The following is a 21679-nucleotide window of genomic DNA, read 5'->3' on the forward strand; positions in this document are numbered from 1 at the left end:
GGGATTAGGGATTAGGGGAACAGGGAACAGGGATTAGGGATTAGGGGAACAGGGAACAGGGAACAGGGATTAGGGGAACAGGGAACAGGGAACAGGGAACAGGGAACACACCGGAAGAAACAAAATCAAGTCCCATTCCCTTGTGAAGGGAATGGGGAGGGTGGGGGGAAAACAATATTTGATAAACTAATCATACCTTTTAAAACAACCTCTTAGGATAGGTGAGGATAAACACCTACAGATTATGTTCATCTGTGGTTCATCAACCCAATACATGATGCTGTTAATCGAGGCTATCCCGCAATTTTTTCAGGTCATAATCAACCATTAATTCTACCAGTTGTGTGAAATTATATTCAGGTTGCCAACCTAACTCAGTTTTAATTTTATCCACAGCACCAACTAACTGCACTGGTTCATCAGGACGGTAAAAAGCGGGGTCAACTGTCACATGATCTTGCCAATTGAGACCAACGCTGTTAAAAGCAGATTCGACTAATTCTCTCACAGAATGAGTTTCACCACTGGCAATAATATAATCTTCCGGCTGTTGTTGCTGCAACATCAACCACATGGCATAAACAGCATCTTTAGCGTAGCACCAATCACGACGGGCATCTAAATTACCTAATTTTAGTTCATTTGCCAAACCCAGTTTAATTTGGGCGACGGCGTGGGTAATTTTACGAAATACAAATTCTGTACCCCGTCGTGGTGATTCGTGAGTATAAGTAATACCACAACAGGCGTAAAGGTCGTATTTTTGCCGATAGTTAACAGTCATCCAGTGGGCGTAAGCTTTGGCCACACCGTAGGGGTTACGGGGACGAAAAGCGGTGCGTTCGGTTTGGGGTGACTCATCAGGTTGACCAAAAACTTCACTGCTAGAGGCTTGGTAAAATCTTACATCTGGTTTGCAGCGGCGAATAGATTCTAAGATACGGGAAACTCCTAAAGCTGTATATTCAGCTGTCAAAGCTGGTTGAGTCCAAGAAAGGGGGACGTAGCTTTGAGATGCAAGGTTGTAAATCTCATCTGGTTGTGAATCGGTAATTACATCCATTAAGGAAGATTGATCGAGGAGGTCACCGGAGACAATCTCTACATTATCTCCCAGGTGGCTAATACGTTCTAGGTTGCTGGTGCTGGAACGACGGACTAGTCCGAATACTTGATAACCTTTGGTTAAGAGAATTTCGGCCAGATAGGAACCATCTTGTCCAGTGAGTCCGGTGATGAGGGCTTTTTTGGTAGTCATTGTTAATAAAGTAAATTATATGAGTTCAATTTGAGAATCATCACCAATCAAAAACCGTAAGGCTTTAGGACGACGAGGCGCAACTGTTAATTGGGCGCGTTGTCCAATGACGCTATCAATGATACGCTGATTAATGCCGATAATTTTAGCACCTTCTAAAATTACACTATGCTCCAAATCAGTATCAATGAGCTTGGTGTGATCAGCAATGCTGCTATAGGGGCCAATAAAGCAGTTTTCTAAGTAACAATTTTTGCCAATCACTACTGGTCCGCGAATTGTACAGTTAATAATTTGGGAATTAGTCCCAATTTCTACTCGCCCAATAATCTGACTTTTGCTGTCAACGTCACCTAAATTAGATGCTTTTAAATAAGTATCGAGAATTAAACGGTTAGCTTCTAGTAAATCATCTTTTTTCCCAGTATCTAGCCACCAACCATCTAGGTTACAGGCTATGACTTGTTTTTTGTGGTCAATTAAACATTGAATCGCATCGGTGATTTCTAATTCGCCTCTGTTTGATGGTTGGATGCGATTAATCGCGTCATGAATAATGGGGGAAAAGAAATAAACCCCGACTAATGCTAAATTTGATGGGGGAACTTTGGGTTTTTCAATTAGTTCTAATACTTGCCCTGTGTGGTCTACTTTAGCAACACCAAAAGCACTAGGGTTGACAACTTCCCGCAGTAGAATTAATGCTTCTGGTTGTTGTTGCGTAAATTTTTGTAGAAAGTAACTTAAGTCTCCTGGTTGAATGAGGTTGTCACCCAAGTACATGATAAAGGGTGAATCTGCTAGAAAGGTACGGGCGACTTTGACCGCATGAGCTAATCCGGCGGGTTGGTCTTGTAAAATATAGGTGATGTTAGCGCCAAAACGTTGACCATCTCCGGTTTTATTTTTTACTTCTGCTCCGGTTTCAGGGCTGATAATGATACCAATATCAGTGATACCCGCGGCAACCATTTCTTGAATGCCATACCATAAAATGGGTCTGTTGGCAACGGGTACGAGTTGTTTTGCACCTGTATAAGTGAGTGGGCGTAGGCGTGTACCTTTACCGCCAGAGAGAATCAGTGCTTTCATAGTGATTTGGATTGAGAGCGCCAGTCTGTGAGCATGAGTCTGAGTCTTTGTCGCCAATGGGGCGGGTAAGTCCCTAAAACTTCTGATATTTTCCCACAAGCTAGGACAGGATAAGCTGGGCGACGGGCTAAGGTGGGATATTCGGCGGTGGTGATGGGGATGACTTTGGGTGGTGTGATGGGAAAACCTAGTTGTTGGGCTTCTGCAAAAATTGCGAGGGCGAAATCATACCAGCTAATCACGCCACTATTGGTATAGTGGTAAGTGCCGGCAATTTTTGGTGTGCACTGGGGTATGATCTGGGCGATCGCCTGCGCAATATCTCGCGCCCATGTGGGACTACCAATTTGGTCTGTAACTACACCAATTTCTGGGCGTTCTTTACCCAGTCGCAGCATGGTTTTGACAAAGTTACTTTTACCAAAACTGCCATAAACCCAAGCTGTCCGCAGGATAATATGATGGGGGTGGGTTTGTTGAATTGCTCTTTCCCCCGCTAGTTTGGTTTGACCGTAAATATTTAGGGGGTTAGTTAGATCATTTTCTTGATATGGGCGAGTTTGTTGACCATCAAAGACATAATCTGTAGACAGGTGAATCAGGAAACAACCCAGTTTTTTGCTTTCTGTGGCGATAATTTCCGGCGCTGTTGCATTGATGGCTGTGGCTAATTCCGGTTCGGTTTCGGCTTTGTCTACAGCAGTGTAAGCGGCGGCGTTAATAATGATTTGGGGTTGGATATCTCTAATAATTTGCGCCAAGCGATCGGTTTGAGTTAAATCAATGTTGGGACGTGCTAGGGGAATAATTTTGTGATGGGGTGCAAGAATGTTTTCGATTTCTTGACCAACTTGACCTTTACTACCCAGTAGTAAGATTGATTTATTCATAGATTTGTGCTGTTCTAAATGCTTGACCTTGAGTATCTTTATCTGATAAAATAGGTTTAGCTTTGATAGGCCAGTCAATCCCTAAATCTGGATCATCCCAGCTAATGGTGCGATCGCCTTGAGGACAGTAATAATCTGTAGTTTTATATATAACTTCTGCCGTTGCTGACAGCACGAGAAAACCGTGAGCAAAGCCCGGTGGTATCCACATTTGGTGTTTATTCTCCGCGCTGAGTTCATAACCTACCCATTTTCCGCAGGTGGGGGAACTTTTTCTAATATCTACAGCGACATCAAAGATGGTACCCACCACAGCGCGGACTAATTTACCTTGGGGTTGAATAATTTGATAGTGCAGTCCCCGCAGGACGTTCTGCTGGGAACCAGAATGGTTATCTTGGACGAAGTTGACAGTAATACCTAATTGCTCAGTAAATTTTTGCTGATTGTATGATTCCCAGAAAAAACCCCGCGAGTCAGCAAATACTTGCGGTTCGATGAGATGAACCTCAGGAATTTCAGTGGGTGTAACTTTCACAGGTGTTGCTTATACCGATGTTAGCACTAGTAATTTAGCACATAATATTTCTCTAACTCTTAACCCCATTATGCAAAAGATTTTTGGCGATCGCCAGATATCAGTTAATGACACCGAATGCAGTGCTATAGTAGTGTCATGACAGAGCAAGCCCCATTACATCTGGTTATCGACACCAACATCGTTTTAGAAGGCTTAACCAAACAGGGGGGCGCATCAGGGCTGATCATCGAAGCTTGGTTAGGAGAATTATTTATCGTTCATATTTCCACAGCGATCGCCTATGAGTACCAAGATGTTTTGACCCGCAAACTATGGGCAAAACAGTTCCTAGGTTTAACTGTTCTGTCCCCCGTCGAACTCATTCTGAAACTGACAGGAGATCAATAAAATGAGCCGTCTCACCCTACGCTTACCCGAAAGCCTCCATCAACAACTCAGTTATCAAGCCTCCCAAGAGGGCGTATCCCTAAATCAATACATCGTCTATGCCCTAACACGACAAGTTTCCCAAAATTATGTCGTTGAACCCGTTTCCGCTCAGACCGTTGAACAGCAGAGTATTTCATTCCAAAAACTGCTCAATGATTTGGGTCAGGCGACCCCCGAAGAGGTAAAACTCTCACTAGACACAAGGGAAGTGGTAGAACCAGAAAATGAACTAAGCGCCGATATTATCTCTAAACTCCGACAGAAGATAGCGAGCAAAGCCTAGATTTTGAGCACAGAATTTTTGGCTGACAACTATCCCACAGGCGATCGCTACTCTTATGACTTTAATTCTTGGGATATTGATCAAATAATACTCCTATAAGCCTTTAATGTTTGTTTTGCTGTTATTTCCCAGGAAAATAATTTGGCTCTGTCTCGACCTTTATTAATTAATTGTTGGCGTAAATCAGAATTACTAATTACTTCTAAAATCCCTGTAGCTAATTGCATGGGGTCATTGGGGTCAATGAATATAGCTGCATCTCCTGCAACTTCTGGGAGGGAGGAAGTGTTAGCAGTGACCACAGGTGCGCCTAAAGTCATTGCTTCTAAGACAGGTAAACCGAATCCTTCATAATGGGATGGATAAACAAATACATCAGCTTGGGAGTAAAATAATCCTACTAATTGGTTATTGAGGTATTCTAAATGGTGAATTTTGTTTTGCCAAGGTGAATTTTCAATCGCTGCAAATATTGGCTTGTAGTTCCATCCTTTTTTACCTATTAAGACTAATTGATGAGGAATTTGATATTTTTGGTTTAATAAATTAAATGCAGTAATGATGTTCTCAATGTTTTTCCTGGGTTCTATGGTGCTGACAAACAAAATATAAGGTTGAGAAAAATCATATTTAATTTTTGTTTCTAATTCTTGAATATTTGCTGGTTCTAAGAAGGATGGATGATAGCGACTAGCTAAGGGAGTTACATAAATTTTTTCTGGTGCTACGTGCAAATATTCGATAATATCTTGTTTAGAGCTTTCGGAAATTGTTAGTACTAAATCTGTCCACTGTAAACAGCGCCGTACTCTTTCTGTATATGTTTTGACTACTGCATCTACATACTGAGGATATTTGATAAATGTCAAATCATATATATTCATTACCTTGAGGCTATTTTGACAAGGATAGACTGAGTAATTAGTACCATGTAAGATATCTGGAGAGTCAAAATATTTTTCCCAGTAAGATAAACCAGGTTTAAACTCTGAAGCTAAGAGTAAATTTGATAGTCTTACAGGTAAGGGGAATACATGACCATGGGGGTAATGTTTCAAAGCATCAGGAAGGCGCAAATCACCCCGTAACCAATTTTTTAAACCTGGTTGATAAACTATTCCTAACTCAAAATTATCTGCTGTTTGTATTGCACTCAGAGCAGATATTAAATTAGCTACATAAAACCCAATCCCCCTCGGTTGGGGTTCTACTGGGGTAGCATCAATGAGGATTTTCACCATAAAAATTATCAAATTTTATCTTAATCGGTCATTTTTGCCAAACTACTAAAATCACTCCAGCGATAATAGAACTCAAACCTATTAGACGAGTGAGAGGAATTGTTTCTTTAAAAATCAAGTAACCCAACAACACTGAAAACACATACACTAATGCTATGGAAGGGCCAGCAACACTTAAATTCACTCTGGTTAATAAGAGTATGTAAGCTACAGCACCTAAACCATAACAGGTCAACCCGATTAGCAGTTCCGGGATGGTAATGATACTGAAAATATGGCTAATGGTATTGTTTAGATTGACTTTGCCTAATTTAAGTGCGCCAGCTTTTAAGAAAAACTGACCAGCTACACTTGTTAAAACTGATATTAATAATAAACTAAATTCTTGTGGGGTCAAGGCAATCTCCTAATTATTTGGGCTTGATCACATCTACATTTATCACATAAAGTGACTTGTCATTAATTTTAGGGAACTCGCTCACACCTTCTGCTATTAAGTCAAAATTTAGTTTATACTTTCCTGGCTCTGGAGGAAAATTAATTGACCCAATGGCGTTGACCAACTCATTGGTTCTGGGATTTCCAGAAACAAACATTCTCAGCTCACTAATTAGATTATTTTTTTCATCTAGGAAACGTCCCCTTATCCGTGTTTCTCCTATTACTACAGCAGACTTATAACCAACCCATCTGGATACACCTGTATTTTTAAGATTAGCTTTAAATACTTGCACATAACCAGGTGGGACTGATATTAGTGACTGTATGGGCTGATCCTGCTCATCTGTAATTTTTTGAATCACCCCATCAAGACCCTGTATATAAGTTGCATTGTCAAAGTTTGGCTTAATAATTTCATTTAAGGATGCTCTCATATTTCTTTCTATTTGACTATCTTTTATATCCCAAAGTCTATGATGGTACAAATCTACATTCAAAGGAATAGCATTCCATAAAACACCTGGATTATAACCAAAAGCTCCGGCAATTTGAACCAAGGTGGAAAATAAACCCAAAGTTATAAATATAAATAACTTCAAGCTGATAATTTTATAATTGGGTAATACTTTCGGAAATATATTAACAAGATAATAGCTAATTAAATAGCAAAAAATAGGTAAAATATCAGTCATAAATCTAGGTCCGTAGCTATGACCAGCCCACCAAAAACGATACAAAAAATAACTGAAAAGTAATATAAATCCAGCGACTGACATACATCCTATCAAGTCATCCTGATCATACTTGCGTTGACAAATTTGATAGGCTCCCAATAATGAATAGACAAGGATAGGAGAGAAGATTAACAGTCCCCTCCCAGGACTAATTAGGGTTCCTAGTGATGACTCGATGAAATTATTCAAGCTATAAGGTGATTCTGAAAAAAGATGTGAACTTGAGTAACCACCAACGAGATTATTAAAGTAGTATAGGTTCCATACAATAGAGGGAACTGCTGTAATTAAGCCGGAAAATAGGAAAATAGCTTGCCGCCGATAGGTAAACACTGAGTATATAATCGCTCCTATGGTATATACTGCACTTGTAGGACGAATACCAGGAAGAAGTCCACAAGCTATACCTGCTAATATTAACCACTTATTCCGATGGTGTTTTTTGGCTCTATTAGCTTTTAGTAAACAAAATATAATACTTACAAGTGCTAAATTAGAGATTCCGTGCTGCCATAGTCCTTGAGAACTTGTCATCCATGTATTTGTAGCAAAGGCAAATATAAAGGTAGTTACTAAAGATAACCCTCGCTTAAACTTTAATCTCAGAGATAAATAGAAAATAGAGACTGTGAAAGCTGTAGTAATTGACGCTGCTAGTTTTTCAAAAAATAATCTATGAACTTCAAAACTTACAGATGTTAAATCTATAGGAACTGAGAGATATTCTGTCAGTTTTAAATATACATAAAAAATTACATACAGGGGAAAAGTTACAATGGCTGTTCCTATGGGATAGGCAGAAGTTAAATGTCCATTGTTTGCTTCTGCAAAAAAGTAACAACTACCATAACTTACAGTACAAAGATAGCTTTCTTTGAAAGCATCTAAATGTAGGGTATGGTTTTCTAACAAATTAAAAGCTAACAAAGTATTAGGAGCTGTATCACCAGAACTTATGGTGGCTCCATTAGCAAGATAAACTAGGAGAGAAAAAACAAATAAGAAAATTGTTTCTAGTACGGTAATCATGTTATATAGCAATTCTAAATGATTCATGAACAATTTCTGTTCCCTGTTCCCTGTTCCCTTTCCTCACTGATAATTTTTCAACTCAAATAGGATGACTATAGTTATATTTTATTGTTAATAGGCTCTAAAATAGATTATATTTGAATATACAATAAATCGCCCTAAATCCATCTTTCCAACCAATCTTCTTTCCTTCTTTGTAAGTCCGACCATAATAGGAAATACCCACTTCATAAATGCGACATCCTATCTTGGCTACCTTGGCTGTAATTTCTGGTTCAAAGCCAAATCTATTTTCTTTTATGCGTATAGATTGAATTATTTCCCGGCGGAAGGCTTTATAACAAGTTTCCATGTCTGTCAGGTTAATGTTAGTAAACATATTGGATAGCATTGTTAAAAAACCATTACCAACCCTGTGCCAATAATAGACTACTCTATGAGGTCTACCACCTTGAAAACGAGAACCGAAAACTACATCAGCTTTTCCTGATACAATCGGCTGAATCATTAAAGGATATTCTTGGGGATCGTATTCTAAATCAGCATCTTGAACAATGACAATATCTCCTGTGGCGGCGGTAAATCCTGTTCTTAAAGCTGCGCCTTTTCCCTGATTTTTATGGTGATAAATAACTTGATCTACTTCTGATTCTAATTGAGACTGTAATAATTGTCTGGTGCCATCTGTAGAATAGTCGTCAACGATAATGATTTCTATGCTTTCCACAGGAGAGGCTTTGACTGCTTCTATTACTTGGCCAATTGTGCCGAGTTCGTTATAACAGGGAATTACAACAGATAATTTCATAAATTTACTTGACTTAAAACTTTATTTAACAACTGTACAAAAATTGTTCATTCCTAACTGAAAGTATTGATGATGAAAGTTTTCAAAGTTGGTCAGATTAACTAAAACCCTGTGTAGTTTCTGGCGGTTATAGTATCTTTTGTGATCTCGAATTTCGGCAGCACTGACAATTTTTAGCCGATAAGCTAAAAACTCCAAAACAGGTTGTGACCAAACTGATGGTACTGTTAAGATTAATTTGCCTCCTGGAATCAGCACTCGGTAAATTTCTTGTAATATCTCCCTCTCTTGCTCAATGTGTTCTAAAACTGCAAGCATGGTGACTACTTCAAAACTTTCATCTGCAAAGGGTAAATGGTTCTCAAACCTTAGTTGTTTGGTTTGAATATTACCCATTTGCAAGTCCTTGACTTTAAAGTCAACACCAAAACCTTGTTTGATATGGGGCGCAATAGCTTTTAAAAAAGTCGCTTTAGTGCCACAGCCTATATCCAAGAGTAGGGAGTTTTTGGGAATATGGGGCTGGACTCTCCACAGTCTTAGTCGTCTTAGTATGGGTTCTAAAAGTGCCTCGCTCATATTTGATTTGTTAAAAAGTGAAATAACCTCTCAACTACCGTCTTAAAATTGGAAAATGCTAATTTAGGATTATAGCAGAATAAAGAGTATAAAATTTTTGCTTATTCCAGTAGTTTTAAATATTTTTCTTCAATCTTAGTCCATATATAATTTCTTTCTACAAATAATTTTCCTTGCCTACCTAATTGATTTCTTACAGACTCGTTTATTGTTTCAATTGCAACTTGAAACTCCTCTGGATTAGTATACCAAACCCCACCATTAGACCGGCGACATTGCCCCACTAATACATCACATCTACCATTAACTAATACAGGTTTACCTACTGCCCAAGCCTCTAACAAGACAATAGAAAGGCTCTCATAGGGTGAGGACATGACTAGTAAATCGCAAGCTGCTAAAGCATCCCACTTGGTTTGTTCATCTACAAAACCCAATGAGATAATATCTGGATGTTGGGGAATTGGCATTGCGGCCTTACCTAACAAAACCAACTTTCTTAAACCTGATTCCTGGTTTCGCAATAGGGTGAAATAATCAAAAAGTTGGTCACATCCCTTAGATTGGTCTATTCTGCCAGCATACAGTAAAAAGGGTTCATGTAGATTGTGTTTGTGCCGAAATCCTTCTGCATTCAGGGTAAGCGCTGGGTTTACCGCTACCCCCGCAATTGGTCCGCTGAAACTGACCCGGGGAAAACGAGTTACTAAAAAATCCCTTTCTTCTGGGGTGTTAAAAATAAAGCCCTGTGGTTTTTTAAAGAAATTTTCCCACATACTTAGGTAAATAGGCCATTCATCATGGGCGCAGGGAACTAAGTAGGCTTTCTCTGCCACTAATGGCAAAATTAAATAGGTGGTGGCATATAAATAAGTAAAGAAAATAAAGGCATCATATTCATCTTTGTGTTTTTGAACGTAAGTAATTAAGTCGGGAGACACTGGCCCTTGGGCTTGCATCCAGGTTTCTTGCTCCTCAAGGGTAGCTGTTAACAAATGATGAGAAATCTCTGCAGACAAATAATTAAATTTTTCGATGTCTCTGGTGGGAGCTACCTGGAAGCGTCGCACCGTCACACCGGAAATTTCAGTAACTCCCGGTGGATAGTAATTTTGCCATTGAATATAGTCTAATGCACAGGTTGTCAGTATTTCTGTTTCCCAGTAATGAGACATTTTCTGGGCTACTTGAAGACAGAGAGTTTCTGAACCGCCATTTACCTCTAATCCACACCTTTGCACCACAAAAGCAACCCTCATTATAACTCCTGATATGGATAAGTTTTATACAAATATTACATATCTGACATTCTCATAGCCATTTCACTGATTTTTTGATGGACATTATCCAAGGAAAAATCATTTATACGCCGGCGTTGAGCATTGATTACTTTTGCTCTTAAACCCCGATCGCCCACCAGAATCTTAGCAAGAGCAGCCACTGTAATTAAGTCCTCCTTGGTGGTGAAAAGTATACCCCCCTCTCCCAAGGTTTCTGGTACAGCAGTGCTGGCGTAAGCCAAAATGGGAATATCAAACCACATAGCCTCAATTAAGGGTACACAAAAACCTTCATGTTCACTCATTGACCAAAACAGGTGGGCTGTGCGATAAAATGCCAATAGTTGGGCATCATTGACTTGACCTGGAAGCATGACAAACTCTCTGAGCCTCAGCTTGTCTATGGTGTTGAGTAAATGTCGATAGTATGGATCGTTGGGGTCTCCTTGTCCTACTAAAATGAGTCTGGCCTGTTGATCCATGGTCAGGTAATGGTCAAAGGCTGTTAGTAAATCATCTTGACATTTATTGGGGGCTAAACGACCCACAAATAATAAATTTGTTTTACCATCTTGCAGGTGTTCCATTAATTCCACATCTGCAGCCATATCCCATTTACTGGGGTCTACTGCTATGGGTAATACACCGGGGTTACTAAAACCAGATGCTAAAAGTTCCCCAGCATTATAAGCAGAATCTCCTAAGGAAAGGGGAAAATACTGGGCTAGTTGTGGGAGTTCCCCACGACCTTTGCTCAGAATCTGGGCAAAGTCTGGTCGATAAGGTAAAAAGAACTCAGCGGGGGTGATATTGTGATAGATTAAACATTTGACATTCCGGTGAGCGATCGCATAATCTGTCAGTTCGGTACCGATAGAATGATGATAGATTAAACCTGCTGTTTGACTAATAGCATGGGGTTGAAATACTTTAGCTTCCTGAGCAACTCGGTCATCTAAATATTTGACAAAAATCTTGGATTCATAGCCGCACTTACGTAAATAATCTCTAATTGCTAAAGCATGATTAGAAATAGCATCACCATAGGCTAAATTAGGTAGTAGTTGGTGGATTTCTTTCAGCTTTCCTGAACTGAGGTTATTGATCAGCGGTGGGGATTGTGGAGATAAACCCAATACCAATTCATAACGTTCTATGACCCGATCCCAAACAGCATTTTCTTGGGCATATTTTTGACCATTGATGCCGTATCTTGTGATTGTGTCCTTGTCTAATTGGTCAAATTCAGCAAATAATTCTGACCATTCTATTTCTGTTGCTGCTAGCAAACCACCTTTAGCAGATTTTACTGCCATTGCAGTAGCCAAGCAACTACTATGAGCCGCTACGGGCTTACCATAGAACCAAGCCTCCATAATCACCCGGGAATAACTTTCGTTTTGGCTCGGTTGAAATAAAGCTAAACAATTAGCTAATAATGTCGCTTTTTGATTTTCCGTGACTAGACCTAAATCTATTAATCCTTCTATGGACTTGAGAAAAGATGGATTACCAGGCCCAACAATAACTAATTTCAAATGAGAATCTAAATGCTTTTGCTTAAAATCACTATAAGCCCTCACTAATAAATCAGTATTTTTGGTTACATCTCTGCGACCTAAACACAGAATATATTTTTCTGGTTGTGGGTAAAAATTTTTAATTTCAATAGTTGGTGTATTATCATGAGGTTCTAATTCTATGCCAGCACCTGCAACTATACTTTTGGGGATAATTCCCGGACCATATAACTGTTTGGCTAATTCTGCTTCACCTTCACTAATAAATAACAACCCTTTCGCAGCGTGAAAAATTTCAGCCACCTGTGGTAAATAAGCATAAACTTCATCATGTAAACAAGGCTGAAGAAATGCTCGACTAGACACCACAGGTAAACCATTTAAAATTACACCATAAAGATAGGGAATAAATATAAATGCGTGATAGTTATTTTGATGTTTGTTTAAAAAATTCAGTAAAGCAGTGGAATTAATATTTTCCTGAGCAAAGACATCTGCATCCTCTAAAACAACTGGACTAACTCCTGTTCTTAAATGGGAAGATGGTAAACTTAACATCGCAGAGTTAACTACATCAAACCTAGTGCTATTTCTAGAATTAACAGGAAATCGTCTAATTTTTATGCCTAGTTCTTGAGTTAACCCTGGTTTGAGATGATTTACAGACCAATCATCTGCAAAAGATTGACAACAGGTTGTCAAAACCTCGATTTCATGTCCTCGCTGCGCTAAACGGGTTGCAATTTGCCAAGCTTGTTGTTCTGCTCCTCCTTTTAACTCCTTACCAAACCAAGGTGTAACTATTGCTATTGAGATCATAATTTATAACCTACAATTGCATAATCTTGGCAACCATAAAAGTAATGATTAAAGCGTTGGGCTAAATCTTCACCTTTAACTTGTTGATTCTCTGGATATGGATGTAATTTCATCACTTGGATATTACAGAAACCAGATATTTCAGCGATAAACTGAATTGTGGCGCTAGGTAATGGATGGTGATGGGTGGGATCTAAATAAAAATTATTGCTACCTACTAAAATGTTCTCTGGATTGGGAGTTTCAAAAATTACTAACCCCTGGGGTTTCAGCACCCTAACTGTTTCTGCAAATAACCGCATCAATACTTTAAAGGGTAAATGTTCAATAATATGAAATCCTGTGACGGCACCCAAACTGTTTTCTGGTAAAGTTTGTAAATAATCGATCGCATCTGCAGCTATAACATCCAAAGCTCTGGCTTGACATTGCTCTATCATCACTCTATTGATATCTATACCTTTAGATATATATCCAGATTCCCTGAGTAATTCTAACCATTCACCCCGCCCACAGCCTATATCTAAAATAGGCGCGTCTGGTGTACCAATATTGGCTTGGGAAATCAGAGGTAAATATACTTTTAATCTATTTAATATATCTTCACGGCTACCCCGCAAATAATCTTCAAAAGCCACATAGAAAGCATCTAACAAATGTTCATCTTCATTGACAAAGGTTTGCAGCTGTTCTTGATCAAAAGGTGCGGGTAATCGTCGCCGTGCTTCCTCTAAAAATAATCCTATTAACCGCTGCTGCTGCATGAGATCATTTTTGACATAGCTGTCATTTCTGATATAATGTTCATGGGTGGTTTGTAGTTGAGTATCTACTGTCTGTAGGCGCTCATGGGTGGTTTGTAGTTGGGTATCTACTGTCTGTAGACGCTCATGGGTGGTTTGTAGTTGGGTATCTACCGTCTGTAGGCGCTCATGGGTGGTTTGTAGTTGAGTATCTACTGTCTGTAGGCGCTCATGGGTGGTTTGTAGTTGGGTATCTACTGTCTGTAAATTTTCATTAAGCTGTGTTTTTAAGCTGGAGATTTCTGCTATTAGTTGTTGGTTGATAACTACAGATTCTCTGAGAGCTTGGAGCAAATTAAAATTTATTTCTCTTTGGTCTTTGAAGAGAAAATTTAATAATTTTAAGGTGGCTTTTTGTAACTTTTTGCTCAGATTAAAAGGAAAGCGGTTGAGTTTATCAGGCCACTTGGTGCGAGTATATGCCCTATCCTCAGCATTTTTGAGGAAAGATTCAATATAACTCAGGTGTAATGTCAGATTACTTGTATCTGGGTCAGATGATTTGATGACTCGATGAGGTTGACCCTTGCGTTTAGCCACCTCATTGCGGATCTTGGCCATTAATTCATCAACGTTAATTTCGGGATTGTTTTCTCCGATCATCGCTCAACATATCTAACTAAATTAAGATGTATCCTATCATCACATGAACAGTGACTAACATGGTTTACAAAAAAAACTAGTTCTAGCTCTCCCTTAAAGATAGCTGTGGTTTAAATGTATCATTTCTGGGGAAAATTTCAGCAATTTTGGGTAAATTTTGGCAGCAGTTAACTATAATATTCTCACCGATCGCGATCGCTATGGAAAACTAAAAAACATAGATTTTAATTTTGCCTTCAGATCCACTGCTTATAGGGGTAGGCGATCGCAGCTCTTAACCCCTCACCTTCGTGGTAGGGGCGATCGCGAAGCGCTGCTGCAAACAGATCGCACCAGGGCTGGTGATAAACCAGCCGGGGAATTAATTCCCCGTCTGAAAGCGAAAGTCCACTAAAAGTGGACTAGTAGGTAAGATAAAATACTCTAAACAATGATTTTTTACCCTATTTTTACTGTGAGAATTAACACTCAGTCGGATTTATCCGACTTCAGCTATTAGACAGGGGTTTCTAACCCCTGGCTGCTGTGGGTGTTGACCGCGGATGTTGACTCTGCTGGGTAATATCCCCGACTTCTACGGAAATTTATCACTAGCTAACAAGATCATAGTCAGAAGTCGGGGATATGAGTACTAATTCTGACAAAAAAAAGGGCATAAGTTGATTATGCCCTAGAAAAAGTTATGAAAAAGGTATGTTTCTATTCATCTACACAATGAAATCTGCTGCAGTTAGAGCAACGTTACCAGTGAGTTGAATGAACAAGTCACCTCCGGTAATACCATTATTACCACCGTTACTCTCACCCACAATGTAAGTATTATTTCCAAGAGTAAAGAAATTAACAGTACCTGGAGCTATATTTAATCCTGCTACAGCAGCTAAATTCGCGGGGGCGTTACCTTGTGCTCGTGCATTAAATCCTAGACCCGTCAACACAATTCTGTCGGTTCCTGGGGTGAAGCCAGTAATGACATCGAATGTTGTACCCGCACCGGTTAAAGTTGCAGCATTGGAGTCAGCAACAGCAGTATAAACAAATCTGTCAGCACCAGCACCACCGGTTAATCTGTCAGCACCAGCACCACCGGTTAAGGTGTCATCACCAGCGCCACCGGTTAAGGTGTCAGCACCAGTACCACCGGTTAATATGTCAGCACCAGCAGTACCGGTAGCTGTTAAATTGGCAGTAAAGCCAGCTTGACCTGGATTAATTGTTATTCCAGTAGGATTGTTTCCAGTGAGGGTAGGAGCAGCGATCTGCAGGTCTCGGTTACCTGTGACATTAATGGTTAAGTCAGTTGAATCACTACTTATTTGGGTGATGTTATTTGTCCCCGCTGCAGCAGCACCTAGGTTGGAAGTGATATTTAAGGTTGCAGTAACAACAGTTGGTGGAGGATTCAGTGGAGGATTCTGTGGAGTAGTTGTTAAGGTTAAGTTAACACTTTGTGCTGCTTCTCTAAGATTTAAAGTTTGTTCTGCTCTTATAAATCTTGTGTTGTCATTAGCATCAACTACTCCTCGACTTTCCAGGGTAAATCTGTCATCGGCAGCTGCACCACTGAGATTAACGTTTGTTGCAAACAATTCATAGTTGTTAATCCCGGTGATTGTACTAGCGTCTACTGTTGCTGTGGTCAAATTACCAGGGTTCGATTCTAATCGCAAGGTTTCAATGCTAACAGCATCATTGACGGCAGTAACTAAGCCAGTATTAACAGCAGTATCATCAAGGCCAATATTTGCGTTATTACTCCTCAATACCAATGTATCTGTACCACTGCCACCATTAATAACATCATCTTCATCCCAGTTATTTAGTGCATTCCCTACCAGGATAATAGTGTCATCGCCATCGTCGCCGATTAATGTGTGATTGCCATTACCATTTACTTGGAGAGTGTCATCACCAGCACGACCGATTAATTCATGATTGCCATTACCATTTACTGTCAGACGGTCATCACTATCATTACCTTCGGGACCACCTCTTAAGATGCTACGACCAGTAGCATTATTGACCGTGACAGTGTTGTTACCAGTAGCACCATTAAATTCAACGCTTCCACCTTGAAGGATCAAGGGTAAAACATCATTGTTTGCATCCAAACCACCGTTTAAATCACCAGTGTGTTGTGAGGCTTCAACCCTTGTCTGAGCATTAGCGTTTAAAGCGATTGGGTTGGTAACAGTTAGGTCAGCATCCCCAGTAATATTAATGGTTCTCAGCGCATTGAGGTTATTTACTCCGGCTGCATCTATTTGGATGAATGCTAAAGTATCAACTTCATTAATTCCATCCGCATCTGTGCTGTTTGTTTCTAGGTTGAGGGTAGCGATTCGGTTACCGTTGATGTTAAGTGCAGCCAACTCAGAATCAGTCAAGGTGACAGAAGCAGTGGTTGCATTATTACCAAAATCGCCAGTAATATTGGGGTCATTAGTAACGTCCTCAATACCAAATTCAATCCCTTGTAATCCTCGGACTGTCGCGTTGGGTACTGTTGGGTTAGATTGAATGATTACTTCCTGAATACCGCTACCAGCTAAACGGGTGAAGTCAATATTATTAGTCAATCCGATTAATTCAACTCGTTCAACACTGGTTAAAGTCGGGACTGTACCATTGGCACCGTAATATTGGAAGGTATCTGTACCAGCTCCACCGTTGATCTGGTCTCCAGCTTGGACACTACTAGAAAATCCAATACCACCACCACTGTTGTCACCAACAAACAGGTCATTACCACTGGTACCTCGTACATTATCGAGTGCATTGGTGAGTACAAAAGTTCTGCGAGTATCAAATGTGCTTTCCTGCCCAAAATTCGTATTACCCGTTGCATCGGTAGCTACGCCTTCTTGTACAGCTACTCTCACCTCTGATGCACTAGCATTGGGAGTTACCGATAAAGTGTATACACTGTCACTAACTTTATTGAAAGCTCCTGCTGTACCATTTGTAATGCCGATATCGCCGGCTTCAAAGCCATCGACATTTTCTGTGAAAGTAAAGGTGAAAAGAAAGTCGCCGTTCTCTAAGCGCTCGTCATCAATTCTAACTTCTGGTCGCGCATCAACAGGCGAAGCACCACTGGCAATACTTGGGTTACCAGCAGCATCAGCAGCGGCTCCGGCTATTACACTGACGGTGGGTGTGGCACCTGCAGTGGGAGTAACTGCTAAGGTGTACTGAGTACCGGCGGTGACTTCGTTGAAAGCTCCTGCTGTACCGCCGGTGACTGTAATATCTTCAGCAGCAAAACCAGTTACAGCTTCAGAGAAGTTGAAGGTGTAGAGAGTATTGTTAAGACCAGGAGTAACTGTGACTGTGGGCGCTTTGGTATCAACTACTTGAACTACTCTCTGCTCTTCCACCGCCACTGTCAAATCACCTTCAAAGTTGGCATTAGGTGTAACAACTAAGGTGTACTCAGTACCGCTAACTGCGTTGAAAGCTCCTTTAGTCCCGTTGGTGACTGTAACATCATCAGCGTTAAAGTCTGTGACTGCTTGAGGGAAGGTGAAAGTGTAGGTGATATTTCCGGTAGCAGTCCCCTCCACATTGTCTGTAATGGTGACACCACCGGGAGTGGGAGATCCGCCGACTAACTGATCAACACGTCCGTCAAAATTGTTCAGGTCTTCCTGAGTTGCATTCCCCAGGATTTCTAGATACACCTCACCTTTGCTGGCAGTATTGAGTCTTCCAGTCCATCTACTGAGATCCTCTGCTGAAGCTGTCCGACCAAAAGCATTTTGATATACGAAACTAACAAACTGCTCATTAGTTGTGTATTTACCTTGTGCTTCCGTGGAGTTAGCAGCACTATCAATAAGTTGAGCAATGGATAGAGTACCAGCCTTCAACAACTCAACTCCACCTTGAAGACCGCCTTCTTCTCCCGCCCGACCCAGTAACGCTACATAAAATTGTTGAATAGCTAACTCGTAGCTGTCATTTTTTGCAGTTTCAATGTTAGTTCTCAGGGTTTCTGCTGCGGGAAGCTGACTATTCTGGATTCCCTGTAAAGTTTCCAGAACCCACTCAGATCGTTTGGATGGATCTGGTGTTGCGCCTAAACGCCCTGTTAAATTAATTCGACTAACGATGTCTGGTGGTTGCAGAGCAAAATTTGCGTAAACCCGGTCAATAAATTGATCTGTAGTTAAACTGTTTATTTCTGGTGAATTAGCAAAACCTGAGGCCAATTGTGCCAATGTCAAGGTTTTGCCTAGTTCCAGCCCCTGAACTAAACCTAGGGTATCTGCCGCTTTACCACGGAAAGCAATATATAAACTTTGGATTTGATCAATAGTTACTGTCATAACTTGGGATTTTCACTCCTTCAAGGTTGGATACAACGCAACACCACACTAATTGTAACAGAAAATTGACTGCAAGTTCTGTTACATACATATTATTTGGCTATCAATTTTACACTTCTTTGGTTCAAAAGTTGCCAGAGTGTAACATTATGCCACAAATTATGATATAGCATTTCCTCTTGTTTTTGTCATCTACTTTTAGATAGATGTTTAATTTGGCTTTTTGTTGTCATCTACCTAAAGGTGTATATTAATTTAAGACTCGTGATCATATGCCTATGCCCATGGTCAGGGGTTAAAAATGCCCGAAACCTAGGCAGAATAGAGATTTCACATAAAAATGTTCATTCTAAGAGGATGTTTGATCAGTCATGATTAGTGTATCAACTATTATGTGACCCCTCCCTAACCCTCCCCTTGTCAGGGAAAGGTGACTGGATTTTATTGTTTTTTGTGTGTTCCCCAATCCTTCCGGCGTTACCTGTTACCTGTTACCTAAGATAAAAATTACCTAAAGATTGAACCTAATACAAGATTTTAAATCTATCAAGCCATCACAGGAAGTACCGTTATGGACTTCAAAAACTACCAGTTCATCCACCCAGTCATAACTTACGCCTGTTTCGGAATGTATACCCACAGTAATCGTATAAACCCCCTTATTCATTAAGCAGGGAACTTGAAACACAACTTGTAATTGTTGATTTTGTGGAATATCCGGTAATTTAACCTGCTGTAAGTGGGTGTTAGTACCATAAATTACTAAACCCATGAGATTTCTTAAGGATATACCAACAACTAAATCAGAAAGCTCCCCTTGAGCTAGGATTAATATACTAATTTCAAAACTCTTACCCGTCTCTAATTTGGTGACTGCTTCACCCTGGTCATCCAGAATAGTTACCTCTTGAATGACTGCTAGCTGATTACCATGCCTACTTAAACCATCATAGTGATTATTTTGAATCCTATCATCAGGCTGGTCAATTAATTGGGCGCTCTGGGTGATTCTGGTTTCGGTTTCCGGCTGATCATCTGTGCTTAACAGGGCAATATAATGGTTAACTATATCATTAGGAGTACCTATTTCTAGCATTCTGCCAGAATTCATCAACATAGCGCTATGACATAACATTTTCACACTACTGGCATCATGGGAAACAAATAATATAGTTACCCCCTGTTCTTTGAGTTGACGAATTCGCTTCATACAGCGAGCTTGAAACTTTGCATCCCCCACAGCTAAAGCTTCATCTACTATCAAAATACTCGGTTCTGTATGAGCGACTACCGCAAAAGCCAACCTGACCACCATCCCACTAGAATAAGTCTTGACAGGATGGTCAATAAAATCCCCAATTTCCGCAAAAGCTGCTATATCATCAAACTTAGCTGTTATTTCTTCTCGACTTAAGCCTAAAATTTGACCGTTAAAAAATACGTTTTGTCTCCCAGTAAACTCTGGGTTAAACCCGCTACCTAGTTCAAGGAGGGCGGATACCCTACCATTAACAAATACTTCACCTGTAGTTGGGGTGAGGGTTCCGGCGATAATTTGTAAAAGTGTGCTTTTACCAGAACCATTTTGACCAATAATTCCTAAGGTTTCCCCCTGGGGAACCTGTAAGTTAATATCCCGGAGCGCCCAAAATTCCTGGGCGTAGTTTTTATTGGGTAGTAAAATTTCCTTGAGCTTATCTACTGGACGAGGATAACGCTTGTAAGACTTGGAGATGTTCTTTAGTGAAATGGCAATTTCCTCACCCATATCTATCTTATATTATTTTCCATGGTCGTAAGGTACAAAGTTTTTTAGTTTGAGGGAACAGGGAACAGGGAACAGGGAATAGGGAATAGGGAATAGGGAATAGGGAATTGGTGTGTGCTTCATTAGACACACAGAAAGGATATATTAGTAAAAACTTTGCTACAGGACATCAGCAAAAGCCGGACGCAGCTTTTTATAAACGGTAAACCCAAAACCAAATATAATCAAGGCGACTATACTAGCAACCCCCCATTCTCCCCAATGTTGCACCTCTCCCACTAAAATTAAATCACGATATACCTCGGCGATGGACGTGAGGGGATTTAACCAAAATACCCAATTGCGCCAACCTTCGGGAATTGAAGTAGCGGGATAAATAATTGGTGTTAAATACAACCAGATATTTAAAACTACCCCCAGGGTTTGGGGAACATCACGCAAAAAAACCGTCAACCCCGCAGCTAAATAACCCAAACCGGTGGTTAAAAGTAATTGGGTTAACCAAACCAAAGGTAACAGCGCCAGGGTAGTATGTAATGTGTGAGTTTGGATAGCCACAAATACAATCAACGCCATCAAACCAAAAGAACTTTCAATAAAGGTAGATAAAATTGGCACCAAGGGTAACAAAGCTAGGGGAAAAACCACCTTTTTAACTAAATTTGGTTGTCCTACCACGCAACCAGCGGACTGGATGAGTCCCCCAGAAAAAGCAATCCAGGGAAGCAAACCCGCAAATAACCACAATCCGAAGGTAAAATTATTTTCGGGGAGACTCGTCAGGCTTAACTTGACTCTCAGGACAATGGCAAATACGTAAGTATAAATCAGTAACTGTGAAAGCTGATTTACCAATGGCCACAAATTCCCCAGGATTGACCCCTTATACCGCGCTTCTAAATCTCGCCTGACTAGGGTTCTGAGTAAATCCAACTTAGCCCTTAACTGCTGATTTATTGGCAGTATACTCCTCAGCTTCCCTGGGTATCCCATAATTCCCACTAATTAATCCTTACTCATAACTGGTTACCGATAGCGTTTTCTGATTATACTGCCCAAGATACCCGATTTTGATCAGAAATCGGTTATCTGACTAATAATAAACTACAGATGAGACTGTAACCATATTTGCAAATCAGCCACAGTGGTAAAGTCTAGCAAGTCCTCACCCAAAGCCTCAATCTGTGATAAAGATAACCCCTGTATCTGTGATCCACACTGGGGGGA

General features: G+C 40.2%; 20 protein-coding genes. 4 read left to right on the top strand and 16 right to left on the bottom strand.

The annotated features are described in order from the left end of the window. Positions 1–283: 283 nt before the first annotated feature. From PN457_RS05495 to rfbC, 4 genes are read right to left on the bottom strand one after another with little or no spacing between them, the layout of a single operon-like run. Positions 284–1258, bottom strand: coding sequence for a GDP-mannose 4,6-dehydratase (locus tag PN457_RS05495; RefSeq protein WP_271731844.1), 975 nt, complete (start codon positions 1256–1258; stop codon positions 284–286). Between the two features lie 15 nt (positions 1259–1273). Further along, positions 1274–2350 (bottom strand): glucose-1-phosphate thymidylyltransferase, encoded by a 1077-nt coding sequence (locus tag PN457_RS05500; RefSeq protein WP_271731845.1) that lies wholly within the window; start codon positions 2348–2350, stop codon positions 1274–1276. Next, positions 2347–3240: a dTDP-4-dehydrorhamnose reductase gene (gene rfbD, locus PN457_RS05505; protein WP_271731846.1), complete on the bottom strand. Its 894-nt coding sequence runs from the start codon at positions 3238–3240 to the stop codon at positions 2347–2349. Before rfbD ends, PN457_RS05500 begins: the two co-directional genes overlap by 4 nt. Then, on the bottom strand, positions 3233–3778 hold the full coding sequence (gene rfbC, locus PN457_RS05510; protein WP_271731847.1) for a dTDP-4-dehydrorhamnose 3,5-epimerase: 546 nt from the start codon (positions 3776–3778) through the stop codon (positions 3233–3235). The genes rfbD and rfbC overlap by 8 nt, the downstream gene beginning before the upstream one ends. Between rfbC and PN457_RS05515 the strand changes: the two genes are divergently transcribed. From PN457_RS05515 to PN457_RS05525, 3 genes are read left to right on the top strand one after another with little or no spacing between them, the layout of a single operon-like run. Beyond that, positions 3762–3920: a hypothetical protein gene (locus PN457_RS05515; RefSeq protein WP_271731849.1), complete on the top strand. Its 159-nt coding sequence runs from the start codon at positions 3762–3764 to the stop codon at positions 3918–3920. The genes rfbC and PN457_RS05515 overlap by 17 nt on opposite strands. Further along, complete coding sequence (locus PN457_RS05520; protein WP_271731851.1) at positions 3917–4168, top strand: PIN domain-containing protein; 252 nt, start codon at positions 3917–3919, stop codon at positions 4166–4168. The genes PN457_RS05515 and PN457_RS05520 overlap by 4 nt, the downstream gene beginning before the upstream one ends. A 1-nt stretch (position 4169) precedes the next feature. After that, positions 4170–4493: a YlcI/YnfO family protein gene (locus PN457_RS05525; protein ID WP_271731853.1), complete on the top strand. Its 324-nt coding sequence runs from the start codon at positions 4170–4172 to the stop codon at positions 4491–4493. Positions 4494–4573: 80 nt separating this feature from the next. On the opposite strand, the gene PN457_RS05530 is transcribed toward PN457_RS05525, so the two are convergent. The 8 genes from PN457_RS05530 to PN457_RS05565 all read right to left on the bottom strand — a co-directional run bounded on the left by PN457_RS05530 (position 4574) and on the right by PN457_RS05565 (position 14353). Further along, the gene (locus tag PN457_RS05530) at positions 4574–5734 is read right to left on the bottom strand and encodes a glycosyltransferase family 4 protein (protein ID WP_271731854.1); all 1161 of its coding nucleotides are present in this window, start codon (positions 5732–5734) and stop codon (positions 4574–4576) included. Between the two features lie 28 nt (positions 5735–5762). Next, positions 5763–6131, bottom strand: coding sequence for an EamA family transporter (locus tag PN457_RS05535; RefSeq protein WP_271731856.1), 369 nt, complete (start codon positions 6129–6131; stop codon positions 5763–5765). Positions 6132–6144: 13 nt separating this feature from the next. After that, entirely contained in the window at positions 6145–7965 is a 1821-nt protein-coding gene (locus PN457_RS05540; protein ID WP_271731857.1) for a protein O-mannosyl-transferase family, read from the bottom strand. Between the two features lie 97 nt (positions 7966–8062). Next, the gene (locus PN457_RS05545; RefSeq protein ID WP_271731859.1) at positions 8063–8749 is read right to left on the bottom strand and encodes a glycosyltransferase family 2 protein; all 687 of its coding nucleotides are present in this window, start codon (positions 8747–8749) and stop codon (positions 8063–8065) included. Positions 8750–8770: 21 nt separating this feature from the next. Next, complete coding sequence (locus PN457_RS05550; RefSeq protein ID WP_271731861.1) at positions 8771–9328, bottom strand: class I SAM-dependent methyltransferase; 558 nt, start codon at positions 9326–9328, stop codon at positions 8771–8773. 101 nt (positions 9329–9429) lie between these two features. After that, positions 9430–10587 carry a glycosyltransferase family 4 protein gene (locus tag PN457_RS05555; RefSeq protein ID WP_271731863.1) on the bottom strand — a complete coding sequence of 386 codons (1158 nt, stop codon included), beginning with the start codon at positions 10585–10587 and terminating at the stop codon, positions 9430–9432. A 35-nt stretch (positions 10588–10622) separates the two neighbouring features. Further along, positions 10623–12947, bottom strand: a complete 2325-nt coding sequence (locus PN457_RS05560; RefSeq protein WP_271731866.1) for a glycosyltransferase family 4 protein — start codon at positions 12945–12947, stop codon at positions 10623–10625. Beyond that, complete coding sequence (locus PN457_RS05565; protein WP_271731867.1) at positions 12944–14353, bottom strand: methyltransferase domain-containing protein; 1410 nt, start codon at positions 14351–14353, stop codon at positions 12944–12946. The genes PN457_RS05560 and PN457_RS05565 overlap by 4 nt, the downstream gene beginning before the upstream one ends. A gap of 157 nt (positions 14354–14510) precedes the next feature. Here PN457_RS05565 and PN457_RS05570 point away from each other — a divergent pair, with 157 nt between their 5' ends. Beyond that, complete coding sequence (locus tag PN457_RS05570; RefSeq protein ID WP_271731869.1) at positions 14511–14747, top strand: hypothetical protein; 237 nt, start codon at positions 14511–14513, stop codon at positions 14745–14747. 313 nt (positions 14748–15060) lie between these two features. On the opposite strand, the gene PN457_RS05575 is transcribed toward PN457_RS05570, so the two are convergent. From PN457_RS05575 to PN457_RS05590, 4 genes are all read right to left on the bottom strand, one after another. Continuing rightward, positions 15061–18684, bottom strand: a complete 3624-nt coding sequence (locus PN457_RS05575; protein ID WP_271731870.1) for an Ig-like domain-containing protein — start codon at positions 18682–18684, stop codon at positions 15061–15063. A 511-nt stretch (positions 18685–19195) separates the two neighbouring features. Next, on the bottom strand, positions 19196–20452 hold the full coding sequence (locus tag PN457_RS05580) for an ABC transporter ATP-binding protein (protein WP_271731871.1): 1257 nt from the start codon (positions 20450–20452) through the stop codon (positions 19196–19198). A gap of 159 nt (positions 20453–20611) precedes the next feature. Continuing rightward, complete coding sequence (locus PN457_RS05585) at positions 20612–21445, bottom strand: ABC transporter permease (protein WP_271731873.1); 834 nt, start codon at positions 21443–21445, stop codon at positions 20612–20614. Between the two features lie 111 nt (positions 21446–21556). Then, positions 21557–21679 (bottom strand): DUF4351 domain-containing protein (locus tag PN457_RS05590; protein WP_271731874.1); only part of this gene is annotated, 123 nt, incomplete at its 5' end.

The organism is Anabaenopsis arnoldii, from assembly GCF_028331025.1.
Lineage (GTDB): Bacteria > Cyanobacteriota > Cyanobacteriia > Cyanobacteriales > Nostocaceae > Anabaenopsis > Anabaenopsis arnoldii.

Bases quoted from the DNA above. Each gene is read 5' to 3' on its own strand.
- PN457_RS05585 (WP_271731873.1), bottom strand. From the start codon at position 21,445: ATGGGATACCCAGGGAAGCTGAGGAGTATACTGCCAATAAATCAGCAG.
- PN457_RS05530 (WP_271731854.1), bottom strand. From the start codon at position 5,734: ATGGTGAAAATCCTCATTGATGCTACCCCAGTAGAACCCCAACCGAGG.
- PN457_RS05550 (WP_271731861.1), bottom strand. From the start codon at position 9,328: ATGAGCGAGGCACTTTTAGAACCCATACTAAGACGACTAAGACTGTGG.
- PN457_RS05575 (WP_271731870.1), bottom strand. From the start codon at position 18,684: ATGACAGTAACTATTGATCAAATCCAAAGTTTATATATTGCTTTCCGT.
- PN457_RS05500 (WP_271731845.1), bottom strand. From the start codon at position 2,350: ATGAAAGCACTGATTCTCTCTGGCGGTAAAGGTACACGCCTACGCCCA.
- PN457_RS05545 (WP_271731859.1), bottom strand. From the start codon at position 8,749: ATGAAATTATCTGTTGTAATTCCCTGTTATAACGAACTCGGCACAATT.
- PN457_RS05520 (WP_271731851.1), top strand. From the start codon at position 3,917: ATGACAGAGCAAGCCCCATTACATCTGGTTATCGACACCAACATCGTT.
- rfbD (WP_271731846.1), bottom strand. From the start codon at position 3,240: ATGAATAAATCAATCTTACTACTGGGTAGTAAAGGTCAAGTTGGTCAA.
- PN457_RS05560 (WP_271731866.1), bottom strand. From the start codon at position 12,947: ATGATCTCAATAGCAATAGTTACACCTTGGTTTGGTAAGGAGTTAAAA.
- PN457_RS05555 (WP_271731863.1), bottom strand. From the start codon at position 10,587: ATGAGGGTTGCTTTTGTGGTGCAAAGGTGTGGATTAGAGGTAAATGGC.
- PN457_RS05540 (WP_271731857.1), bottom strand. From the start codon at position 7,965: ATGAATCATTTAGAATTGCTATATAACATGATTACCGTACTAGAAACA.
- PN457_RS05580 (WP_271731871.1), bottom strand. From the start codon at position 20,452: ATGGGTGAGGAAATTGCCATTTCACTAAAGAACATCTCCAAGTCTTAC.
- PN457_RS05525 (WP_271731853.1), top strand. From the start codon at position 4,170: ATGAGCCGTCTCACCCTACGCTTACCCGAAAGCCTCCATCAACAACTC.
- PN457_RS05565 (WP_271731867.1), bottom strand. From the start codon at position 14,353: ATGATCGGAGAAAACAATCCCGAAATTAACGTTGATGAATTAATGGCC.
- PN457_RS05495 (WP_271731844.1), bottom strand. From the start codon at position 1,258: ATGACTACCAAAAAAGCCCTCATCACCGGACTCACTGGACAAGATGGT.